Origin of the sequence: Fibrobacter sp. UWR4, from assembly GCF_003149045.1 — a bacterium.
GTDB lineage: Bacteria > Fibrobacterota > Fibrobacteria > Fibrobacterales > Fibrobacteraceae > Fibrobacter.
On the sequence record NZ_QGDU01000012.1, the window covers coordinates 12493 to 36008 of the forward strand.

General features: G+C 49.7%; 18 protein-coding genes and 2 tRNA genes. 4 read left to right on the forward strand and 16 right to left on the reverse strand.

All coding sequences use genetic code 11. From position 1 onward, the window contains the following. Positions 1-488 precede the first annotated feature (488 nt). The 6 genes from BGX12_RS06405 to BGX12_RS06430 all read right to left on the reverse strand — a co-directional run bounded on the left by BGX12_RS06405 (position 489) and on the right by BGX12_RS06430 (position 8075). Positions 489-561: transfer RNA gene (locus BGX12_RS06405), tRNA-Gly, on the reverse strand. Between the two features lie 86 nt (positions 562-647). Continuing rightward, complete coding sequence (locus BGX12_RS06410; RefSeq protein ID WP_109735262.1) at positions 648-2090, reverse strand: SIMPL domain-containing protein; 1443 nt, start codon at positions 2088-2090, stop codon at positions 648-650. A 92-nt stretch (positions 2091-2182) separates the two neighbouring features. Then, a complete protein-coding gene (locus BGX12_RS06415) occupies positions 2183-3676 on the reverse strand; it encodes a sodium:solute symporter (RefSeq protein WP_109735263.1) in 1494 nt (497 codons plus the stop codon). Between the two features lie 14 nt (positions 3677-3690). Further along, complete coding sequence (locus BGX12_RS06420; protein ID WP_109735264.1) at positions 3691-5517, reverse strand: diguanylate cyclase; 1827 nt, start codon at positions 5515-5517, stop codon at positions 3691-3693. A 12-nt stretch (positions 5518-5529) separates the two neighbouring features. After that, positions 5530-6660 (reverse strand): LptF/LptG family permease, encoded by a 1131-nt coding sequence (locus tag BGX12_RS06425; protein WP_109735265.1) that lies wholly within the window; start codon positions 6658-6660, stop codon positions 5530-5532. After that, complete coding sequence (locus BGX12_RS06430; protein ID WP_109735320.1) at positions 6657-8075, reverse strand: LptF/LptG family permease; 1419 nt, start codon at positions 8073-8075, stop codon at positions 6657-6659. The genes BGX12_RS06425 and BGX12_RS06430 overlap by 4 nt, the downstream gene beginning before the upstream one ends. A gap of 65 nt (positions 8076-8140) precedes the next feature. Between BGX12_RS06430 and BGX12_RS06435 the strand changes: the two genes are divergently transcribed. The 3 genes from BGX12_RS06435 to BGX12_RS06445 are packed head-to-tail and all read left to right on the forward strand — an operon-like array spanning position 8141 to position 11502. Further along, the gene (locus BGX12_RS06435) at positions 8141-8995 is read left to right on the forward strand and encodes an outer membrane protein assembly factor BamD (RefSeq protein WP_158278186.1); all 855 of its coding nucleotides are present in this window, start codon (positions 8141-8143) and stop codon (positions 8993-8995) included. Between the two features lie 15 nt (positions 8996-9010). Beyond that, a complete protein-coding gene (locus BGX12_RS06440; RefSeq protein ID WP_199220737.1) occupies positions 9011-9850 on the forward strand; it encodes a hypothetical protein in 840 nt (279 codons plus the stop codon). Beyond that, positions 9850-11502 (forward strand): PHP domain-containing protein, encoded by a 1653-nt coding sequence (locus tag BGX12_RS06445; protein ID WP_109735267.1) that lies wholly within the window; start codon positions 9850-9852, stop codon positions 11500-11502. The genes BGX12_RS06440 and BGX12_RS06445 overlap by 1 nt, the downstream gene beginning before the upstream one ends. A gap of 244 nt (positions 11503-11746) precedes the next feature. Here the strand turns inward: BGX12_RS06445 and BGX12_RS06450 are convergent, their stop codons facing one another. Further along, positions 11747-12430, reverse strand: coding sequence for a tol-pal system YbgF family protein (locus tag BGX12_RS06450; protein ID WP_109735268.1), 684 nt, complete (start codon positions 12428-12430; stop codon positions 11747-11749). A gap of 110 nt (positions 12431-12540) precedes the next feature. Between BGX12_RS06450 and BGX12_RS06455 the strand changes: the two genes are divergently transcribed. After that, positions 12541-12613: transfer RNA gene (locus tag BGX12_RS06455), tRNA-Thr, on the forward strand. Positions 12614-13052: 439 nt separating this feature from the next. Here the strand turns inward: BGX12_RS06455 and BGX12_RS06465 are convergent. The 9 genes from BGX12_RS06465 to BGX12_RS06505 form a co-directional block, all read right to left on the reverse strand. Next, entirely contained in the window at positions 13053-13277 is a 225-nt protein-coding gene (locus BGX12_RS06465; protein WP_109735270.1) for a hypothetical protein, read from the reverse strand. Between the two features lie 135 nt (positions 13278-13412). Beyond that, the gene (locus BGX12_RS06470) at positions 13413-15326 is read right to left on the reverse strand and encodes a tetratricopeptide repeat protein (protein ID WP_109735271.1); all 1914 of its coding nucleotides are present in this window, start codon (positions 15324-15326) and stop codon (positions 13413-13415) included. A 25-nt stretch (positions 15327-15351) separates the two neighbouring features. Next, positions 15352-17070 carry a tetratricopeptide repeat protein gene (locus tag BGX12_RS06475; RefSeq protein WP_109735321.1) on the reverse strand — a complete coding sequence of 573 codons (1719 nt, stop codon included), beginning with the start codon at positions 17068-17070 and terminating at the stop codon, positions 15352-15354. A gap of 15 nt (positions 17071-17085) precedes the next feature. Continuing rightward, positions 17086-17937 carry an RNA polymerase sigma factor RpoD/SigA gene (locus BGX12_RS06480; protein ID WP_109735272.1) on the reverse strand — a complete coding sequence of 284 codons (852 nt, stop codon included), beginning with the start codon at positions 17935-17937 and terminating at the stop codon, positions 17086-17088. Between the two features lie 67 nt (positions 17938-18004). Beyond that, positions 18005-18301: a DUF971 domain-containing protein gene (locus BGX12_RS06485; RefSeq protein ID WP_109735273.1), complete on the reverse strand. Its 297-nt coding sequence runs from the start codon at positions 18299-18301 to the stop codon at positions 18005-18007. A 9-nt stretch (positions 18302-18310) separates the two neighbouring features. Further along, positions 18311-19438 (reverse strand): Mrp/NBP35 family ATP-binding protein, encoded by a 1128-nt coding sequence (locus BGX12_RS06490; protein WP_109735274.1) that lies wholly within the window; start codon positions 19436-19438, stop codon positions 18311-18313. 28 nt (positions 19439-19466) lie between these two features. Beyond that, positions 19467-20867 carry an ATP-binding cassette domain-containing protein gene (locus BGX12_RS06495; RefSeq protein ID WP_109735275.1) on the reverse strand — a complete coding sequence of 467 codons (1401 nt, stop codon included), beginning with the start codon at positions 20865-20867 and terminating at the stop codon, positions 19467-19469. 79 nt (positions 20868-20946) lie between these two features. Beyond that, complete coding sequence (locus BGX12_RS06500) at positions 20947-21891, reverse strand: FISUMP domain-containing protein (protein ID WP_109735276.1); 945 nt, start codon at positions 21889-21891, stop codon at positions 20947-20949. Between the two features lie 167 nt (positions 21892-22058). Beyond that, complete coding sequence (locus BGX12_RS06505; protein WP_109735322.1) at positions 22059-23504, reverse strand: esterase; 1446 nt, start codon at positions 23502-23504, stop codon at positions 22059-22061. Positions 23505-23516 lie beyond the last annotated feature (12 nt).

A 23516-nucleotide genomic window follows, 5' to 3' on the forward strand; every position in this document is an offset into this window, starting at 1 on the left:
TCATAAAGAGTTAGAGAATCTGCATGAAAATATGGATATTTTTTGAGCCGATGCCTTGACAAATCCGCTTGTATTTATATGAGGCCCAGCCCGACAGTTTCGTCACTAGATATTGTGGTAGGGATCGCAAACCATATCTAGTAGGGATGTCTTTTTTCGAGGGAATGGATGTAGAGAGATTTCAGGAGGCGTCTGGTTTATTTCGGGACGAATCTGGTTTGCGTCGGGTTTGTCTCAGGAACATCTCGGGTTTGCGTGGGGACGCATCGGGATGAGGAAAAGGGAATGTTCGTTCGCAGTCCCCCTGCTTCGCAGGGCTGCTCGCTCACCCTAAAGGGCTTATCGCTTCGCTCAAAGCTCAAAAATCGGCTTCACGCGCTTCGCGCACAACCCGATTTTTGCCGCACCCTCTTCGAGGGCGCTTGATTTCCCTTTTCCAAGTCGATAAAACAAAAAGAACCACTCGTTGAGTGGTTCTTTTGTTTTAGAGCGGGAAAAGGGACTCGGACCCTCGACCCCGACCTTGGCAAGGTCGTGCTCTACCAACTGAGCTATTCCCGCGGGGTGACCCATATATAGCTAAATATTTTCAGCTTGTAAAGGGATATGGGCCATTTTTTTGAACTTTTTTTGTTTTTCTTCAGGTTTTAGTACTTCAGTTCTGTTACGACGCTAATGAAAGATGAAATTTCCACGGAATCGGCGATGTTCATGCCCATGGAGCCATCCCCTCCGCCAAGGAGACTCGCCAGTCCATCATTGAACCCACCAGATCTGCCCATCTTAGCCTTATACAACCTTGGTTGAGCATCCATCACCACCTCATTTACGGCCATGTAGTCTTGAAGCCCGCTGGCGGCGTTATCGCCAACATTCACCACATCGCCTATCTTGCCACCGAAGCCTTCCGCCAAAGCCTTTGCTCGAGCAAGAGCCTTTTGCCCCGCAAGGTTCGTTACCTGGATTCGCAGGGAATCCTCATTACTCAGGGCCGGCTCCGCACGGCGCGGCAGAACATGTTCAATGCCCGCCAAAGCCGAGAAGAATGTTACAGCAGCATCCTTGGAACGGAAATTCACCGTTACATTCTGGCGAGCAGCAATGGGGTTCTTTCCGCCATCCTCTCTCAGTTCCCACTTAGTCTTCTTACTGATGACCAAAGATTCCGTATTCACATCAGACACAGCAATACCAAGATTCTTAGCCAAGTCCTCAATCTGACCACGTTTTTCAGCCACCTGCTTGTAAAGCAGTTCCTTATTGGAGCCATCAATTACAATACAAGCGGAAACAATGAACTTATCAGCAAGGAACTTCTTATTTTCGTACTGATTCACCGTGATGTAGGAATTCTTGGATTCATTCTTTCCTACAAGACGCATGGAGGCCTGTACATTCGCAAAGACGCCCACCGAATCCGTAGAGTTAAATTGATCTACGCTGGAGTGTCCACTGACAGTAATTGCGGTTCCTACATTCGCCCCAACACTCTGGGCATATTCATCCGCCTTCTGTTTCACCTTTTTACAGGCACTCTTAATCGTTTCCACTTCCATGGCCTCCGCATTTTTCAGCTGAGACCAGATGCGGGATTCTTCCACAAAAGAGAATTGAGTCAATTCCTGTTCCAAAGTTTCAGCGTCATCCTTGCTAGAAAGAATCACTCTAAAATGTTGAGTAGCAACGAAGCCATCATCTCGACGTATGTTTTTCTCATAGGTCCAGTCCTTCTTTACGTCAACACTAGTCTGATCAACTCTCTTTTCATCAATATTCATTTTTTTGAAAAGAGCCATAACCTTTTCTCGATTGGCGTTCATCAAGGAGAAAGCCTTGCCCTTATCCTTATTCCTCTGAAAAATACTGAAGGTAGTGATGTATTCATCAGCAACGAACATATGCTGATCTTCACTTGCTACAGTGATGGTTCCGCGGCCGGTTTTCTCCAACACAGGCTTGGAATCAGGTAAGCCCAAGGCCGGGCTTTGAGAAACAACATCTTGTCCAGCACCATTCTGCTGATTCCACAGCAAGCCGAGGCAAACCGCAGACAGACCTGCAATCGCTACTAAAGAAACTTTGTTAGACATAAAGAACCTCCTTGTTTTCCTGCAATATACGCAATAAAGGAAACGCCGAGTACGGAATACGCAGCAAAAATTTACTTACACAATTTGGAATATTACTTTTTGGAAGTGGCCAAATTTGCAACCGCATTTACCACACAGGCAACCACGATGGTGGTGGTCATGCTGATGAGGGGCATCCAGGGCCAGCTAAAGATCCCGCCAAGAACCGCAGGCACCTTAAAGGCAGGAATTCCCTGCACAAGAATCAAGCTTCCCATACCGCAAAGGACTGCCACAATGACCACCCAACCGCGGAGTTTTTTCAGGCCAGTACCGAAGACTTTTTCTCCGAAGAACGCCAGCAGGAACATTCCAAGAAGGGGGCCCGTAAAGAGGCCGGTAAAGAACACGGCATTCTTCAAAAGGCTTCCCTGCTGGGTGGCCGCAAAGAGTGCACCGAACACGCCGAGAACACCCCACAGGACCGTCCACAGCTTTGCACGCTTGAGACCGCCAAGGCCTTCGTTTTCCTTCCAGCCAAAGAAATCCCTTTCGGACGTATTGCTGAGGGAATTGATGGCCCCAGAAAGGGAGCTCATGGCGGCAGCACAGATGGCAGCGACAATCAGGCCTGTTACACCTTGAGGCAGGCTATTTACAATAAAGTAAGGAAACACGTCATTCTGTCCAAGACCTTCGGGAAGAGGCGCGGACTTAGCCATCTGGTAGTAGACATAAAGCGCAGCACCCACCCAATAGAAGAGGATAGAAACCACAACGCCCAGCACCATGGAAAGTACGCTGGAACGGTTGGCGGCCTTTACATCCTTGCAGCTGAGGTAGCGCTGCACGAACTGCTGGTCGCAACCGCGGATGGCAATTTCCAGAATGGCGTAGGCAAAACCTGCAGAAATAAGAGTACGGGCATTGGAAATATCCAAGCTACCGTCAAACCATTTCGTCTTGCCGGCCTCCCCTGCCATGCGGGCCATCTCCCCAAGGCCGCCTACGGAATTGGAGATAATCAAAAGAACGAGAGCGCCACCGCCAAAGAACACGATAAACTGCATCACATCGGTCCAGATAACCGCCTTGATGCCGCCAAACCAGGTGTAGAAAATAGCGACGGCTGCAGAAACAATAATGGCCACCTTCAAGTCGATATGCAGAATCTGCGCGAGCACCAGGGACGGCGCATACAGCAGGATCCCCGTACGGAGTAACAAATGCAAGCAATAGAATACAGCGGCAAGTCTACGGACGGGCCTACCAAAACGAACTTCAAAAAGTTCGTAGGCGCTGGAAATTCCCGAATTCTGGAAGCGAGGAATAAAAACCTTCCCCACCACGAAAATACTGATGAAGGCGCCAATCTGGAACATGAGGAAAGTCATGTTGTCGCCATACACATCCGCAGGCGCCCCAAGGAAAGTGGTAGCGCTGACGGAGGTTGCAATAAGGCTAATGCCAACAGCAATCCAGGGCATGGAACCACCGCCCAGCATATATTCCTTCAGGTTCTTGTTACCGCGGGAAACCCACAGACCGATAAAGAGGGAAACCAGCAGATAGCCCACCAGGACTAGCCAATCAACAGCAGTAAACATAGGACCTCAGGAGGTTAGTTTGCAGCGGTATCGTCCAGAGAACGTTCTTCAAACTGGACAACACGGTTACGGCCGCTTTCCTTAGCCTTATACAAAGCCAGGTCAGCATTCTTCACCGCCTTTTCCATGTCGTTAAATCCAGGAGACACCAGGTAAGCACCAACGCTCACCGTCACCTTCAGCGGTTCTGCCTGGTGGATATCGAACACCAGCTTTTCAATAGCCTTACGGATACGTTCGGCAGTTTCGATCATGCCTTCAGCAGTAGTATCAATCAGACCCACCACGAATTCTTCGCCGCCGAAACGGCCCACCACATCAATATCCTTACGGATTTCAGCGCTGATGGTCTTCGCAAAGCCGTTAATCACCACGTCACCAATATTATGTCCGTAGGTATCGTTCACATGCTTGAAATGGTCAATGTCCATCATCAGGACACCGATATCGTACTTCATACGATTAGCACGAACCTGTTCGGTACGAAGTCTTTCAAAGAGGGTGCGCTTGTTCATGAGCCCCGTCATGCTGTCGCGGGAAGCCATTTCCTTACCATGTTCGAACTTGCGTGCACGGTCATAGGCAAAACCTGCAACCCCTGCAAAGGCCTTCAAAAGTTCCTTTTCATGTTCACTATAGGGACGGGGAAGTTTGCTTTCCAGACAGATAGCAATATCAGCCACCGCGGAATCCGGTTCAGCCGCAATAGGCATCACAAAAAGCTGACGGAGTTCCAGATTACGTTTTTCATTGTCATTCAAACGAGGTACGTAGTCATTAAAACCGGCAGAGAAGGTACGTTCCACAGGACGGTTACGCATCAAGGCAAGAACAAAGATGCCCTTGTCGTCCAAGGTAAAACGTTTTTCCGCAAATTCCGAACTGTCGTCACCTTCACAGAAAACAACTCGGCCAGAGTTTTCTGTTCCCTTGTTCAGCACCAGGATGGTCAAGCGTTCGTAAGCCACATTATTACGGACATAACTGATAATCTGCTTGTAAATATCCTTCACGGTCATGGTCTGGAAGAACTTACGCTGGTAGTTGTACAGGCCACTGTACTGCTGCAAGGCAATATGCTTCTGTGCAGAAAGGAAGCCCTTGAAGTCCAGCATAGAGATCGCACTTGCCACAAAAGCCAATGCCTGGGCAGTCACATCGGTAAAGGCGTTAGGATAAGTAGAGTCCATGACCAAGGCGCCAATACGATGGCCACTGTGATCCAAAATGGGAACAGCCACCACAGATTTGATAGGCGGATGATCGATATAATAGGAAAGGCTCTTACTACCAGGAAGATCGCCTTCCAAAAGGCGGTTCACACCCGAGCGGAAAAGCTGACTTACAATGCCAGAATTTTCGGAAATACGGACACAAGGATCCACAGAAGATTCCTTGTCGTTGACATAGTTACGCACACCCCATTCCCTGGGGCTATTCATCTGGGTAAAGACGATAATGGTATTGACGTGGGGAACAACAGCCTTGAAAGAACGGAGGATATCCGACACGCCCTTATTGATATCGGCATTTGCACGGGCCCACACCTGACTCACCTTCAAGGCGGATTCCGGTTCATTGATCATGCCGTTTTCGTTGCGGAACTCAGAACGGAGATCTGGAGAAACCACAGGAACTGTTCCGGTAGCCTTGGACTTAAAACTGATGACGGGAAGAGTTGCCGTAGAGGTGGAATTAGGGCCCGCCAGACGCGGGCGATTCATCATCCCCAGAAGCAGCGCCACCACAGCAAAGGGTATTGCGAAAAGGAACATTCCTCCCTGGAAAGCCAGGCCAACAAGGAGACCTGCCACCACAAACATGATTTCGGCAACTGACATATTTTCTCTCTTCTACAAACGGAAAGAACGATACAACATCACGGAGGCCACTCCCCCATAAATGAAATGACTGATCCAAGCCGCCCAGAAGGGGGTCAAGGCACCGTTCTCACCCATCTTAAGTCCAATTCGTTCAACGATATAATAGCTAAATACAATCAACAGTCCAACGCCGAACTTCTGGGAAAGGCCTCCAGAACGGCTATATCGGTGGCAAAGGGCGGCGCCAATCAAAAGCACAATCAAGTTCATCCAGTGGGCGGACCTCTTGAAGTGCAAAGCGGTCTCCATCGCCTTAACATCTTCACCTGAACGTTTGAGTACTTCGATGCGGTTTTTCACCATCTTGGAATCCATTTCATCGGATATCTGACGTTCATTGATAAGATCGTCCGGATGAGTCGATACCTTACCGCAGAGAGTCTCATTGCGAAGTTTGTGTGCCACAATTTCGCCCGTATTTTTCAGTTCACGCAAATAACCCCGGTCAAACAGCCAGCAACCTTCCGAACGTCCCGCGATTTTCGGTACGCTGGAATCCCCAGGAGTTTTCTTTTCGACCCAACGGACCACACGGGCGTCGATACGTTCCTCAAGGCGGCCCTGGTTGCGAATCAGGAGCACCACGTCACGACCAGTGCGACTCTTTCCGGAATAGTACTTGAAGAACCAGCTAGCCCTTTCGCTATCGATAAAGGTAAAGTCCTGTTTTTCCTTGATTCGAGGATTCTTCTTTTTCTGGGCATTGGTTTCCATGATTTCCAGACGACGATGGTTCGCATCGGGCAGGATAATTTCACTCATTTCGTAGGAAGCGACGGACATGAGAATACCAAAGACGAAGATGGGTATCAAGGTCTTGAATGGACTTTGACCGGAACTCTGCATGGCGCTCATTTCAAGATGGCGGGCCATGTTACCCACAGATGCAAGGACTGCAATGAACAGGGCCACAGGCGTAATCAGGTACACCATGTAGGGAATGTAACTCACATAGTAATCAATGGCATCCTTGGTATCACGGGCAAGCCATGTCTTGATGTTGCCCACAAAGTCAATCACAGCAAACATCAGGACCGCGCCAAGGAGCACGATCAGGAACATCTTCAGGAAGTTCCACATCAAATACCGGGAGAATTTCATCCAAACCTCCTGGTAAGTTTCTTGAAGATTTTTCCAAAGAAGCCCTTTACCGCACGCAAACCGCGGAAGAACTTGGAATCTCCAGAGAAGCGATCACGAACCATGGCGATGGTAATGAATATGCCAAATACGCCAATGATAATGTTACTCATCCACATGGCAAGAACCGGAGAGACGATCAGACGGTCCGCCATATTTTCGCCACCAATCAGGCAAATCCAGTAAATCACGAAGAAAGCTAGGCTATACAGGATACCCGTGCCGATACCGCCCTTTCGAGCCATAATGCCAAGAGGAGCCCCAATCAGGATAAACACAAAGCAGGCAAAGCCGGTACTGTACTTCTTGTGAATTTCCACCCGGTACTGAGCCGCGCGTTTCTTTTCGGAATCCATGCGCCCGTACAGGCGTTCCGTAGTGCGAAGCGCTGCGATTTCCTGAATACGAAGCCTCTGGAGAGACCTCCTACGCTGGATTGAATCCATAGGGGAAACATCACTGTCGCCCTTCAGTTTCGGGGCAATCGAATCCCCCTCCAGTTGTTTCTGCAAGGTCACGAGAGTTGCCAATCGACGGGGAACCGCCTGGTCTAAAGCCTCCCCGTATTTTTTCTCCGCATCAGTAACCACGTCCATCATCATCTCGATGGGCATTTCGCGGTCACTGCGATAACTGCGGCTACGGCGTTCCAGGCGGTCATCCACATTCTTCATGGCCAGTTCCTGGGAGAAGAAACGAATACGGAAATAGTTTTCCGGATTGTCAGCATCCGTCATGTGGGTTTCGCCACTCTTGAGGCGCAGCATAAGGGTTGCGCCATTATCCGCATATTCCATGGAAGCACTATCCGCATAGATAATGCGGGGAGCCCCCTTCTTTTCCATTTCGTAAATCTGGACTCCATAGAGGGAACCGGAAACAGGATCAATACGGTTTACCCAAAGCTGGACATCGGGGAATTGCGTAATTAGACGACCTGCGTCAATAAAGGCATGAGGTTTCTTTCGTGAAACGGCGTTCATCAATTCCACGGAACGATGGTTGGCTTCCGGCAACACCCAGTTATTAAAGCACACCATCAAAACAGATACCAACATGGCGACAATCAGCACAGGACGCATCAAGGACAAGGGGGAAATACCCGCAGCCTTGCAGGCGGTAATTTCCTGGTCCCCAGACAGTCTTCCAAAAGCCATGAGGCTCGCCACCAACACAGCCATGGGGATGGAGAGGGACAGCATCCAAGCCAGATTCAGCACAAAAATTTCAAGAACAGTGGAAGCTGGCAAGCCCTTGGAAAGAACATTGTCCAGAATCTTCACCAAAAAGTCCACTACGAATAGGAACGTAATGCCAAAAAGTGCGGCCAAAAATGGACCGACAAGCTCTTTCAATACGTAGCGAACTAAAATCATTTTTCTCGGGGACTAAATTTTTCTACTTTACGGATGTAAAAATTAGAATTAACCAAAGAAAAAAAATGACCCTGCGTAAAAAGATTCCCCTGTTCTTAGGCATTTTGACTTCCGCCTTTTTGATTAGTTCCTGCGCATCGGGAACTCATGAGAAGATGACCCATACCCAATGGTGTGGCACTCGCTACGAAAAGGCAGAAGAACTGTTTAAGGCAGGCAAGTACGGTCGCACCATCGAAAAGCTGGAAGACATTCTTACCACTTGCGCAGGCACCGGCTATATGGAACAGGCACAGTTCCTTATTGCAGAAAGCCATTTCAACATGGAAGACTGGATTGAAGCTCGTGGCGAATATGGCAGCTTCATTGTCAACTTCCCCGGTTCCCCCTTCATTGAAACCGCAGAATTCCGTAAGGCAATCTCTTCCTTCAACATGGAATTCCGCGTATCCCGCGACGAAGCCAACACCACCATCGCCATGAAGGACTTCGAACGTTACCTTTCCAATCATCCGGACACTCCGCTCCGCGATTCCGTCAATTACTATTACGGACTCCTGGTGGACCGCATGGCCGAAAAGGAATTCCAGACCGCCCGCCTTTACCTCCGTATGGAAAAGCCCCAGGCAGCAGTTATCTATTTCAAGGAATTCCTGGAAACCTATCCCTATGCCAAGCGCCGTCCGGAAGCCCTGATCATGATTTCCCAGAGCTACAATGACCTGGATCAGTTCGAAACAGCAAAGCTCTACTTGAACATTGCCAAGAAGGAAATTCCTGCAGACAGTGCCGATTTCCAGAAGCAGATTGCAAAGACTGAGAAGAAAATTGCAAAGTCCGAGGAAGCCTTCGAAAAACGCCTGAAGAAGGACTCCGAAAAGAAGCGTATCCAGAAGGAAGAAAAGGAACTGCAGAACTAGTTCCTTCGTGTTAGAATGCGGCTCCATCATCTCTTCCAGCAGTTTCTTATTGCAGTCGCTGCAATCTGCGTATTCTCCGGAATCACGCTAGCTGCGGACGATAGCAAGGTGGAACACGACCGAGCCAAGCTTTCCATTTTCGCACAGCCCTCCGTGTCCTTCCTGAGCTTTGACCAGCGCAAGTATTTCCAGAATGCGGTGGACACCCTCTATTACAGCTTTAGGGAAGATGCCGTTACCGAAAGCGAATCCCTAAATGTGGCCAAGCAGGATTTCCAGAAGGTCAACTTCTGCTTCCCGGTTTCCGCCGGTATCCAGTACCAGATTTTCCAGGACAACTTTATCAGTGCGGGCATAGGATTCATTTACGACAACGAATCCGTAGTGCTGACGGACCGCAAGAACCGCACCCACAATTACAGCTATACCATCCAGGGTGTGCCTCTCTTCCTGGAATACCGACTGGCCATACCCAAGAACTTCATGAGCCTTTCCGGCGAATCCCTCTTCAGCATCTCCCTTCGCTGGTACTGGGTTCTCCCCGGCACGGAAATATACACCACCTGGGGAAAAATCGAGGCGGAAACGCCTGCCACTGGTTCCGGCTATGGCGTAAGTCTCGGCTACCTGATTGCCAGCTGGAAGGACTTTAAGGTTTACGGAGATGTAGGCTTCAGCTCCATCAGCGTAAAATCCAAGCAGTCCTTCGCAGACATCGTTCCCGACGGCCCCGAAACAAAGGCCAAGTGGAATATCGGCGGCCTCCAGATGCAGGTCCGCGTAAGCTTCGGTCTACTCAACGAACCCGAAGTCAAAGATGACGATGATGATGACAAGGTTTCTCCGGAGGAATAATGAGTTTCCTTCCGGGCGAAAAACTGCACTACGCAGAAACCCATTTCAAGTTTAAACTTCCCTGGTCCCTGCTGTACAGACCATGGCCAGAAATCCTAGTGGACGCCCCCTTTCAGTTCGTCCCTGGCACCAATCCCGTCCTATGGATCGTGGTTCGTGACGCACACCGATTCCCAACACGAATCGAAGAAATACGACTCAGGATCGAAAAAGAAAGTGATCCAGAAGAACCTAGAGAAACCAAGGTTTCCCTGGACATCCAGGCCGATCAGCAATTCTGTTTCTTCCCAGTGGAATTAGGGAATCTCGCCCCCGGCGTATACAAAGTCCACAGCCAGATTACAGCCCGTCGAAACGGCAAGACAAGAACCTTCTCCCGCTGGAACTATCCGGGACTGAAGCCCAGGCCTTTACGCATCCATATCCTCAGCGAAGCTCTTCCCAAGCCAGAAGGATTCGTCGCTGGAGAAATGCATTGCCACACCCATTATTCCGCAGACCATGTGGAACATGGCGCCACTCCAGCAGTATTCCAGCAGGCTGCGACAGCCATCGGCCTGGACTTTGTAAGCCTTACAGACCACGCCTACGACTTCGCATTCCTGACGGAAGACTACACCAAGGAAGCCCCTTCCCCCCTGCCCCGTTTTGAAGCCCTCCGCAAGGAAGTTGCCGATTGCAATCTTACAGAAAAAGCCAATGGGCAAAACACCGCAGCACCGCTGATGATCGCCGGCGAGGAAGTGTCCGTCGGAAATTCCAAGGGCGAAAACGTCCACATGACCGTACTTGGTCCCTCAGGCTATTTGCCCGGTCTAGGAGACTGCGGCAGGAACTGGCTGGACAACAAGCCCTCCTTCAAGATTCCGCAAATCCTGAAAATGACAGAAGCCCCCTGCTTCGCCGCTCATCCCCATCAGCAGATGGGCTATCTGGAAAAGTTTGTCTTCCGTCGAGGCTACTGGAAGTCCGAGGACCTCCAGACACAAAGTCCCCATCCCATTCGCGGCATCCAGTTCTGGAACGGCCTTAGGGATGAAGGATTTATGCTCGGCCGTGAATGGTGGATCCAGGAACTGGGCAAGGAAAACTTCGTGTTGCCTATTGGCGGCAACGACGCTCACGGTGACCTGAACGACACAACCGCAGTGAACCTTCCCCTGTTCACTTTGAAGAACAACAGGCATCACGTATTCGGCAAAGTACGCACCGTAGTGCAACTTCCAACCGCTCAACAAGACTCCGGCCAACAGGAAAAGCCTACCCCGCGGAACACGAACGTCGTCGCAAACGGACTCACCTGCGAATTGGTCCAGAAGGCATTCTCTGGAGACAACTGCTACGTTACAGACGGACCCGCACTCTGGTGGGAACGCACCTTGGATAGCAACGGCCGCAACAGCGGCCTCCTGTTCCACGCCCGCAGTAACCAGGACTTAGGCGGCTGTTTCCGATACATCAAGATATTTGGTAGGCGCCGCCTCCCCGGCGGCAAGCTCTCCCCCAGGGAAGAGCTTCACCTGGCAAGCCAGGTCGCCACCCTCCCTTCTGTAGACATCCCCGTTGACTTCGAGAACTACGTCTACCTGCGAGCCGAATGCGAAACCGCCACCGGCAAGTTCGCCCTCACCTCCGCCGCAGTCCAACAATAAGAAAAGCTCCCATCGGGAGCCTTTCCTTAATATGCTTGAATTAGCGCTCTGTCATCCCGAGCAGCAGCGAGCGATGTCACACGTTCTGCCCCGATGAAAAGCGAGCGGTATTGACGAAAAGGCCCCGCTTTCGCGGAGCCTTCTTGAAACCTTCATGAACTAGCGCTCTCTTATCCCGAGCAACAGCGAGCGACGCCATACGTTCTTACCGAGACGATAAGCGAGCGGTCTCTATTAGCGGTCCTTATTCAGCCAGGAACTTCTGAGCCTTGTCAGCAACGTTCTGGTTGTCGCCGTAGATCTTCAGGATCTTTTCTGCAGTAGCCTTAGCCTTGTCTGCCTGGCCCAGCTGCTGATAAACGAGAGTCAACTTCCACATGGCGTCAGCAACAGTGGGAACCTCATCTGCAGGTTCATCCTTCTGATAGCGGTCCTTCAAGTCGCCAGTACGCTTGCCGAATTCACCAACGAACTTTTCCAGGAGAGAAGCGGTTGCAGCGTAGTCAGCCTTTTCAATCTTCACGGAAGCGAGACCGTGCATTGCAGCAGAACGAATCAGAGCAGAAGAACCGGCGTTATCCATGGACTTCTGGAACATGTCTGCAGCAGCGTCGTATTCGCCCTTTTCAAACATGGTATTACCGGAAAGGAGTGCGGCCTTAGCGAGAGCCAAACCCTTCAGCTTGCCAGAATTCATCTGAGACTGGAATTCAGTCAGAGCACTATCGTTCTGTGCAGCATACACATAGGACATACCCTTACCGAGCAGGTTAGCCTGTTCAGCAGCTTCAGACTTCTGGAATTCAAAATACTTGTTCATACCAACCACAACAGCCATGACCACCAGCAGTGCTGCAATAATCTTGGAACCGTGGGCCGCAAAAAATTCCTTCATTTCAGAATTCTTGGTATTAGATTCGTTTGCCATAATTAGACGTCCGTTTTTAAAATTTTGTAGTCCAATTCTAGAAAAAAATTGGGCCGTTGTCAGCCAATCTTGACAAAAAGGGACTCACTTACTAACTTTGTCCCCACTACGCCACTCTAGCTCAGCTGGTAGAGCAGCTGATTCGTAATCAGCAGGTCGGCAGTTCAAGTCTGCTGGGTGGCTTATAAGATTAGGGAGGGGGTCCACCCCCTCCCTAAAACCTACCTGGGCACCTGCGTTAGCAGGTGCGTTTTCTATATACTCAAATCTGAAGAGCGCATATCCTGGGGGTCCACCCCCTCCCTAATAGCATTCAAGGCGAGTGCAGCAAAAATAAGCTTGCTTATTTTTATTGCCGAGCCGCAGAGGCGGACGCCAACGGCGTCCAAACCTACCTGGGCACCTGCATTTTGCAGGTGCGTTTTCTATATACTCAAATCTGAAGGGCGCATATCCTGGGGGTCCACCCCCTCCCTAATAGCATTCAAGGCGAGTGCAGCAAAAATAAGCTTGCTTATTTTTATTGCCGAGCCGCAGAGGCGGACGCCAACGGCGTCCAAACCTACCTGGGCACCTGCGTTAGCAGGTGCGTTTTCTTTTTGTGCACTTCGATCATTACCCGCTAGAAGCAGCAACCCAAGGCACTTAAAACGTAGGTTTCGCTTTCGCCCATGCGATAGAAGGGACGCAGGTCATCGTCTTCGGCAACGAAGTCCGCATTGTTCAATTGAAGCTGTTCGTTGATACGTCTCTTGAAGGCGGCAAAGCCATCATCCCAAGGCCTCTGTTCCGGGATTTCTACTACTTGGTTCTTTACATTCAGGGCCTTATGCTTTTTGTTTTTCATATTGATTCCTTTAAGACACTGTTATTATCGTAATTTCCTTTTATTCAGTAAATCAGTGTCTTTCTGTGCAGTAAATATAAAAACAAAGGATGTCATATATTGACATCCCCAGGTTTTCCCAAAATTTCTTGATTTTTATTCGAAATCGTACATGCTGTTGTACGTATTTTCAAGGATTTCGTCTTCCTTGCTCTTGACTTCCGCCTGTTTTTCCTCGGGCTTCTTGTTCAGCTGTTCATAGTACTTTGCGGAAAGACGGTCAATGTGTTCCTCGCTACTTTTCAAGCGCTTACGTAGGCGTTTCAGATCGTCATCCGTAATCGTCAGGCGGGAATTCAGCATCTTGGTGGCCTGCTGCCCCCAAGGGGTCTGAGGATATTTCTCGCGAAGTTCCTTATACATCGCATAGGTACTATCCAGTCGTTCCGGATTCATCTGGTAGTACATGGCCTTCATGTAGAGAGCCTGGGCACCAGACTGGGTTTCAGGATATGCCTGGTAGAGACTATCGAACTGTTCAAAGGCGCGGGCATACGCGGAGTCCACCAGGTCCATCTGCTCCAACGGCATCTCGGACGCTACAGTCCACAAGCTTTCCGCCATCAGATAGCGTTCCTTGGCCTCATCCTCACGAGTCTTCAAGGTAACACGCATCCCCAGGTTCACCTGGGCCTGTTTGGCGTAATCCGTATTGGGATACTTTTCAATCACTTCCTTATACAATTCCTCGGCGGAATCCGGATCGTGCATAAATTCATCGTAAATAAAAGCCTTGGCGTAAGTTGCACGCAGTACACGGACGCTGTCACCGGAACCCTGAATGATATTATCCAGACGCGCCACCGCACTATCCATTTCATCCAGCTTGAACAGGAACAATTCCGCAATCTGGAATTCAGAATTGAAGAAGGAACCCATGTTCGGGATGGAATCCTTTTTCTTGTCCTCGTCATTCTGGTTTCGCATGGCGATCAGGCGTTTCAGGGCGTCGCGACGTTCCCGGCTTTCCTGTCCATACTTACTGACAGACCTGGAAAGGAAACTACTGTCGTAATAGACCACCGCACGGTCATAGTTCATGGTCTTCGTCTGTTCATAATCACCAAGGCAGAAGTAACTGCGGGAAGCGTGTTCAGTTCTTGGATAATCCGAATTCACCTTCTGCAGGATAACCATGGCATCCGCCACCTTGTTTCCCTGCATGGTCAATTCACCAATACGCACCAGGTATTCCGGCTGCTTTGTTTCAAATTCAGGATTCTTGTAAAGTTCCTTGAATTCATCAGCCGCAGGCAAGTACTGTTGCTGGTTGGCCAAACATTCTGCAGCCTGTTCGCCAGCAGTCTGACGTTCACGGACATTCAGCAGTTTAATTTCTTCAGCGGAATAATGCTCTCGAGCCTTTGCCCAATCATCCTTCTTGAAATAAAGTCCCGCAAGTCGGAAATGGGCCTTGGCCTTCATGAAGGGAGTTCCCGCCGTGTCAGCCAGCACCGCTTCCAGGGAAGCAATGGCCTGGTCCGGGAATTCGGCCTGTTCATCCAGGAGGGAAAGCAGGTTCAGTCCCTGGAAATAGTAGGGGTGCTCCTTGGTGGCAACAACCGGTTCAAGGGCGAAGCGGCTAATATTAAACTCGTGATTTTTATAAAGGCAATAGGCGCGCTGGTATTCCACTGCAGGCATGGAATCATGATCGGCAAAGTAGCGTTCAAATTCGTCGTACTTGGTAATCGCCTTGTTCCATTCCTGTTTATGGCGGAAAGATTCGCCAATAAGGAATACGGCTTCGGCGGATCTTTTCTTGTTCTTGGGGAATCGTTCCAGGACTCGGGAACCCTTTTCGATAATCTTGTCGTATTTCTTGCGTTCTTCACCACCAGGCATGGAATTTTCAGGGTCCGGCACACTATCCATACGGGCGGTACGAAGTTCTGCCGCCTGTTCATCCAGGCGTTCCGCATTAAACATGTGGTTCAGATACGCACAGCAAGTACATCCCTCGAAGAGGAACGCAACCAAGGCAAGCATCATGAACCGAATACGCAACATATAGTTAAAAAGATACAAAAACAGGCTAGAACTGATTCAGGTAGGTGATGTAATCGCAGAGTTTCAGTCCCGGAGGCATTACCGTCTTATCAAAACGGATCATGCGGACTTCGGCTGGCTTACCCACCACGCGGGCAATCATTTCAAAATTGTCCTGAGTTTCCCACACGGCGGCATCCAGAACAAGACCGTCTCCGCAATCCGTCTCGCCGGTGCTATTGCCAATGCCGGAAATTCTGGAATTCTGCTTCAAAAGTCGATTAAACACTTCAGGAGCCATGCCCAGATGGTTTGAACTGGAGGAGGAGTCATACACCACTACATGAACCTGACGAAAATGGTTCAGAGAGTCAAAGACAACCGTATAGGTATGCTTGTAGGGTGCGTTATAGAAGGATTCCTGCCAGACGTTATTTCTTACCGGCTTGAAGTTGGAAATAGAATACTTCTTGAAGAATTCCTTGGGAGTTGCGCCATAGCGGACCAGGTAATGCCCCAGCATGGTGGTAAAGTCATGACTGGAGGTAGGCTTGGAGGCTTCACGCAGGCTATCCACCGCGCGGCTCAGGTTTGCAGCAAGACCATTGTTGCCCTTGGATGCAGGAGCAGCCCTTGTCACGTTGGCTTCCTGGATACGCTGCTGAATTTCAGGATATTCCGGGTTGTTACGCTGGATTTCCTGGAACTGCAGGCGGGCACGATCATACTGGCGTCCCTTCAGGTACGCACGGCCCAGAGCTTCCTTCAAGGGAAGATTTTCGGGATAGCGTTCTACAAGAGGTTCAAGAATGTCACAGGCGACCTGCGCACGATCTTGCGGGGAAACGGACGCTCCGGAACCAGAACCTGGAGGAGTCTTTTCACCAAGAGTGTTTACCGCTTCCCGCGCAGGCAGATACTCCGGACGGAATGCCAGAATACGCTGGTAGATCTTCTCGGCAGCATCATAGCGGCCGCGGTATTCATTCATATAGCCCTGTAGCAACAGCAAATGGGCATCCACCGGATACTGGGAAAGGGCATATTCCACTACTGCGGAACAGCTATCCAGCATACCGCTCTGATGGTACAGTTCCGCCAGCAATTCATAGGCCTTGGGAGAATCCCCGTTGGAAAGGCTAACCACAGTTTTCAGTTCCGTTGCAGCCTGAACGGTTCTGGATTCCTTCAGCAAGAGTTCACCGTACCAGAGTCTTGTTTCATAAAGGGCGGGAGCCCTTTCACTTGCCACTCGGGCCAACTCCTGGGCAGCAGCGGTATTACCAGCCAGATAGAGGGAACGGCTTTCAATGTAAGAAGACAAGCCAGAGTTAGGATAACGGCCCTGAAGTTTTCCGGAGAGCAAGGAAAGTCTATCCCTCTGGTTATCATTCAGGGAATCTATTTCAAACAAAGTATTCACGGCACCCCAGATTGCAGGCGCAAAATCAGGATACAGAAGCACTATACCGTCGTAAATATCAAAAGCACTGCCAAAGGATCCATTGCGGAAAAGTTCCTGAGCACGACGCATTTCCGTCTGGACCTGGACCGGCATGGAGGAAGTTTCGGACTTCATGTCCGGGGCATCACCACGGGCCACAGTCGAACCTGCGGGAAGGCCATAAGGTACACCCCCTACAGAAACCTTAGAGGGGCCGTAAATTTGATAAGCGCGAAAACCTCCAAAAGCAAGGAGGGTTACGCAGCACAATGCCAGGAATAAATATGCCGCCTTTTGAGCCGCAGAGGTGGAATTCGCCATAGGCAAAACCGTAGCTTAGGAGTCGAGGAAGTCAGCCAGCTTTTCTTTGTGTTCCTTGCTCTTCTGCAGGCGACGCAAAGTCTTGTTCTTGATCTGGCGGACACGTTCACGGGAAAGCTTCAAGTCTTCGCCGATATCCTTCAGGGTGGTATCTTCAACAGTATCCAGGCCATAGAACATGCGGAGAATTTCTTCTTCACGCTGAGGCAGGCTGGACAAAGTTTCCTGGATGAGTTTCTTACGTTCCTCGCGTTCCAGATCTTCGTTCTGGTTGCCGTCGGAACCCAGCACATCCATCAAGGTGCTGACAGATTCACTGCTGCTAGACACAGAAGCGCTGTCACCAATAGGTGCATCCAGGGAGATGTCCACAATCTTTTCCATCACTTCCACGATGTCCTTCTCGTACGGGGAGAATTCATCCATGGCGATGGTACGTTCATAGTCACCATCATTCTGCATGAGGGCGCGCTTAAAGCGATTTACGAGGGCAAGCTTGTTAGGCGGAATTCGGACCGCACCTACCTGTTCAAACAGAGCTTTCTGGATGGACTGACGGATCCACCACACGGCGTAGGAGATGAACTTCACGTCCTTGTCCATGTCAAAACGCTTAGCCGCCTTGAAAAGGCCCAGGTTACCTTCGTTAATGAGATCCAGGAGGGAAAGACCACGGCCTTGATACTTGCGGGCAACACTGACCACAAAGCGAAGATTGCCGCGGATGAGACGCTGCAAAGCGGACTTTCGAATTTCTTCTGTAGCTCCGGTCTTGATAATCGAAAGCAGAGCCGACTCTTCCTGAGGAGTAAGAGTCGGGAAACGATTCAAGTCCCGAAAGTATAGTGCTTCGTTTGCATCACTCATATATTCACCTATCAATCCAAATTGTACTTCTTTGGAATAATCCAAGAAGTTGCACAAATATGGTTTTTTATCCTAAATCCGTCAAATCTTTTAGTTTATCGTAAGGGTATATTCCCGAACTATGACCATCACTGAAGGACAAAGTCGCGGCATAACGACCTACGGACTGCACCTTTACAAGTTTGATATCGTTGGATACCGTAGAATCGTCAAGAGTTTTCACCCCCGTATGTTCATCTACGCACAAGGCGCAAGGGCATGCGCAACGCAGATCACGGACTGAGCAAGCCCCCCGGGTGCCATCATTCCATTCCACGCCTAGCTTACCATCAGGAGTTCTAAAGAATTTCTTAGGCTGTAACATAAACACTCCTTAGACGTTTTCTACCGGCAACTGGTCAAATTCGTAATTGTAACTCTTCAAGGTATCCGCATTTTCGTGATCAAACACGGAAATCGTGCGGACCATGGAATCCGCAACCTGCATGAAAACCTTAGCAGATTCAGAGTTGGGATATTTGAGTACAGCGGGAGTACCAGCATCGCCACAATCAGCAACAGCGGGTTCCAGAGGGACCTTGCCAATCAGGGGCACGCCCCACTTCTTGGCAATAGACTCGCCGCCACCCTGACGGAAAATATAGTGGTGCTTTTCGCACTGGTCACAGATAAAGTAACTCATATTTTCCACGACGCCAATCACAGGGACACCCACGTTATCGAACATGGCAATGCCCTTACGGCAGTCTGCAAGGGCAACTTCCTGAGGAGTGGTCACCACAACTGCACCGGACATAGGGCAGTTCTGAGTCAAGGTCAACTGAATGTCGCCTGTTCCTGGAGGAAAGTCCACCAGAAGGTAGTCCAGCTTTCCCCAACGTACATGATGAATAAAATGCTGAATCATCTGGCTTACCATAGGGCCTCGCCAAATGGTCGCCTTGTCGGAATCGGCAAACATGCACATGGACACAATGCTTACTCCCCCCTTGGCTTCCACAGGAGCAATGGTATTGTCATCAAAGACTTCCGGAGCCTTGTCAATACCAAACATAAGGCCCATGCTGGGGCCATAAATGTCCGCATCCAGAATACCCACGCGAGCACCGGACAAGCTCAATGCCATGGCCAGGTTTGCAGTAACGGTCGACTTACCTACACCACCCTTACCGCTCGCCACAGCCACCACATGGGCAACCTCGCCAATATGGGAATCCTGGGGAGCCTTGGCAGCGGAATTACCAGTAGCAGAACCACCTTCCTTTGCCGTAAAGGTCACGTTCACTTCACTTGCGCCCAGGCTTTTTACAATAGCAATGCACTGGTCCTTGAACTGATCTCGGATTGGACAAGTCGGAGTCGTAAGGCGAAGGTCAAAACTGACCTTATCCCCATCAATTTTCAGATTCTGCACGAAGTCCAGTTCCACAATGTTCTTGTGAAGGTCAGGATCCTGCACGGCGCAGAGCGCTTTCAAAATGGTCTGTTCGTTTAGTTGCATAAAAGTAGGAAGTAGGAAATTCTATCTACTAGTTAAGTGAAAATTTCGGCATGCGAAGCAAGTGAGTCATGCAAGGAGGCCATTCTTCTTCGTAATGACTTACCAAAATAATAGTTGTTTCTGTAGACAGGAGCTGCAACAAGTGGAAAATCTTTTCCCTATATTCCCCCTTTAGACCTTGGGAAGGTTCGTCCAGTAATAAAACCTTGGGCGGGCGAATTGCAGCACGAGCCATCAAAACAAGGCGTTTGTCAATAGGTGACAAGGTGCGAACATTCTGGTTCACATCTTCAAAACCCAGATAATTCAACCATTCCCGAGCCTTGGACTTTTCCTCCCAAGTCGGATTGGCGGCCTTGCAGAGATTCGGCGTAAACCCGGTGCAAAGAACTTCTAGAAGGGTCAAATCCTCACGGTACTGCAACGCCAGTTCCGGAGAGAAGAAACCAAGCTTTGCCTTATGGTCCCAAATATTAAGACCATGGCCCGGGCGCTCTCCCAGAAGGGTAATATCGTTGTTATAAATCTGGGGATGGTCAGCCGTGAGCATGCCCAACAGGGTACTCTTACCGGCACCATTCTCACCCATCACAGCCCAGTGTTCCCCCTTACGGACTGTCCAATTCAAGTTCTTGAGAACATCGGTATCGCCAAAACGAACATTGACGTTCTTCAAGTCAAACAGAACTTCGCGATCGTCATGCTGACACTGTTCAACATCGGCATGGTCTAACCGGACAATCTCGTAATCCTTCAGTTCTTTCTTGGTGAACTTCGGCTGAGCAGCAACTTCTGGCAACTTACCTTCGTACTGGGTAAAAGTCTTATCCGCATAAACAAAGGCAGGAATTTCCGGCAATAGCTCATCTTCACGAGCAAGGCGCACTGCAATCTTCAAGCCAGCGCCGCGACTACGAGCCAAATCTGCCACGCAACCAGCCAGATGAGCGCGATATTCAGGATCAAGACCACCAAACAGATCATTAAAATAAATCCATTCCGGAGATTCCATCCACATACGAGCCAACAGAACTCGACGCAGTTCACCATTGGAAAGGCTCAACAACTTACGGTCCAGAATACCTTCCACCAGATCCGCAATTCTCAAAGCCTCTTCTAGCTTGGCAGGATCTGTTTCAGGCCAGGCCATATCATCGATATATCGGTCCGTCTGCAAGAAAAACTTCTTATCCAAAAGCAGGTTACGAACCAAGGGCGCTTCGGAATCACCAAGACTAATGAAACGCTGCTGGAAGAACGGAGCCAGAGCCTGCTGGATTTTGCGCTGGATAGCCTCCGACATGGTGGAGACACCCGTCTGCTGATTCAAGAAATGAGTAATGACTCGGTCAAGATCCTCGCCCTCGGTGCTAAAAATCTGCACCTGCGGGAACTTCTCGATCAAAGCCTCAAAACGTTTAAATTCCATGGCGCCAAATTTAGAAAAAAATCCTGTTCGCCCATAAAAGAAAAACTCCCGACATTACGCCGGGAGTTCATCAAAATCATCATTCATCCTTTAGACAACGAACAGACAAAGCCTCATTGCGTTTTTTCAGAGTAACGGATTCATCATCCTTCGTCAGGCAAAGGGCGAACATGTTGTAATTCGTTCCAGAAAGCGTTCCATAAGACCAAGATTCTACACCATAGCCGGAAGAAGACCAGAAGCAAGCAGACTCGCCTGGAGTAGATACAATCGCCATGCCATACTTCGCATCCTTGGTAACGTAACCAGATCCGACTGCTGAAAAACCAGATTCATTACTGCCACCATTCAACGTCCATCCAAGGGGAGACTTCAACGCCTTCCCTCCGATTTCGGATACGGCCACAGAATCTTCGGTATTCCCATTTACGAACGAGGAATCAACAGAAGAAATCAATTTTTCAAATTCACCGTAACTAGGCAGGCGCCATCCTTCGGGGCAAGCGACCTTGGCATATTGCGCAAAATAATGCGTTCCATGTACAGGATAAAAATCCTGGTAGCCACGGTAGGAAACCACGCCTTCTCCGCGGTAATCCAAATTCTGTGCCATCCAAACCTTGTCACCAATCTTCACCGTTTTATAGACACTGCTATCGCGAGGATCAATCATGGTTCCATATTCAATTTCAGAATTCAGATAATCTTCAGCAGTAAATACAGGATTCTTAGCTTCGTCTTCACCATTTTCTGGACGTTTCTGACAGCTACCGGAAACCATAAGTTCCTGTTCATTTAACCACTTGCGATCGACACAAGTGTACTCCATCTTCTCACCTTTTACATATCCCACAGAGCATTCACGGGACGCGCTACACACAGGCAGTTCATCAAAGCTATTTGCAATCACGTCCTTGCCTTCGTTATCGTTGGGATCTGCAGACTTTTCATCGCCACAGCCAACAAGAGAAAATGCGGCAAGCAATGTAGCGGAAAGGACCAATAAAGAATCTTGTTTTTTCATAAAAACCTCCTAGCCTTACAAGAACCAATCTATTAAAAATCATCAGCAGAAGGTTCTCCCGAATAACAAAAAGCGTTGTTAAAAAACAACAAAAAAACTCCCGACAATTCTGCCGAGAGTTTATAAAACGAGAGAGATTTTAATTAATCTAGAGCGTTGCGGTCATGTTAGAACTGGGTGAAGAATTCCCAAGTAGTCTGGGGAACCCAGGACTTAGTCTGACCCGGGTCCTTATGATCCCAGATATGGCCGCCGTTCTGAGTACACCACTTTACCGGGAAGCGTTCATCCACAGTCTTGTAGTCATAGCAGAGATGGGGGCCGGAACCCTTGTATTCTTCGGCCTGTTCGCCACTAGCATCCGTAAAGTTAGGGCCATTGTGCTTTAAGGCTGTATTACGGGCTGCACGACCAAGGTCCGGACGGCACAGGTCGTCCTGCAGGCCAAGCACACCCATCCAGGCAATGGACTTACCGGAATGAGGCGGAACATAGATGTTGATTTCAGCCGTTTCGTAAGCTGCTACACCACGAAGCACATGCTGATGGTCGCGGGAAAGGCCGTTGGTGAACATAGAGCCATAGCTGAAGCCGGCGGAGAACACGCGGGAAGAGTCAATGCAGAGATTGCTCTGGAGATCAGCCAAAAGTTCATCGAAGAGAATGTAGTCATCCTGGGCCCAGGGAGCCTGATTGCCGTTTCCTTCGGGAGCCACAAAGATGGTGGTCTTTTCCGTATCCAGAGGCTTCATGCCATAGTAGCCTTCCTGCTGAACGCCACCTGCCCAGCCACCCATGCAGTGCATACCGAACACAAGGCGGTAAGGCTTGTTGTTGTCATAGTTGTCGGGAATGTCGATTCTGATGGTTCGCTTACCCTTGCTCCACTGGAAATCATAGCTGCCAGACTTCACGCGGGGCCACGTCTTGCCGCAACCTCGGGTAGGTACGGGCGCATTACCCTTTGCCCAACCAAAGTCAAACTGTTCTTCAGCGCCGACAGCCCTCTGCAAGGTAAGTTCCACATTGGTGTCCAGATTGGCGAGTTTTACATTCAAAGTATCGAAACCTTCTGCAATAACCTGCAAATCGTCTCCAGCGCCATCCTTCTTCAAGCTCTTAACCGTCGGAACGCCATAATTTGCACCATAGGTACCGCGAGCGGAAAACTGTACATTCTGCATGGCAGAACCCATCTGGACCTTAGCAAAATAGGAACCTTCAGCCTTCACATAACCGCGAAGATCCACTTCGCCAGAACCGTAGAAGGACTTAGTCACGACATTATTGCCAAGAGCGTCAAAAACCTGGACTTTCACAGGGCCAGAACTACTCTGAGCAAAAGAAAGAACGCCGTCGTTCACCCCCACAAAACCAGGCAACGAAAGGGAACGGATCCCATCGACGCCACTACCCATAGGCTTATCACGAAGAGTAAATGCCCCTACGCCATCTGTAGTCGTGGAAAGATTATTATTCAAAAGTTTAACGGAAGCCCCCTTAACCGCCTTACCCTTGGCATCGGAAACGGAGCCCGTCAAAATAAACGCATTGGCTGCAGTCGCAGAAAGAGCCAAGGCGAGACCCATTGAAGCAAAATCCAAACGCTTCATCACATACTCCTT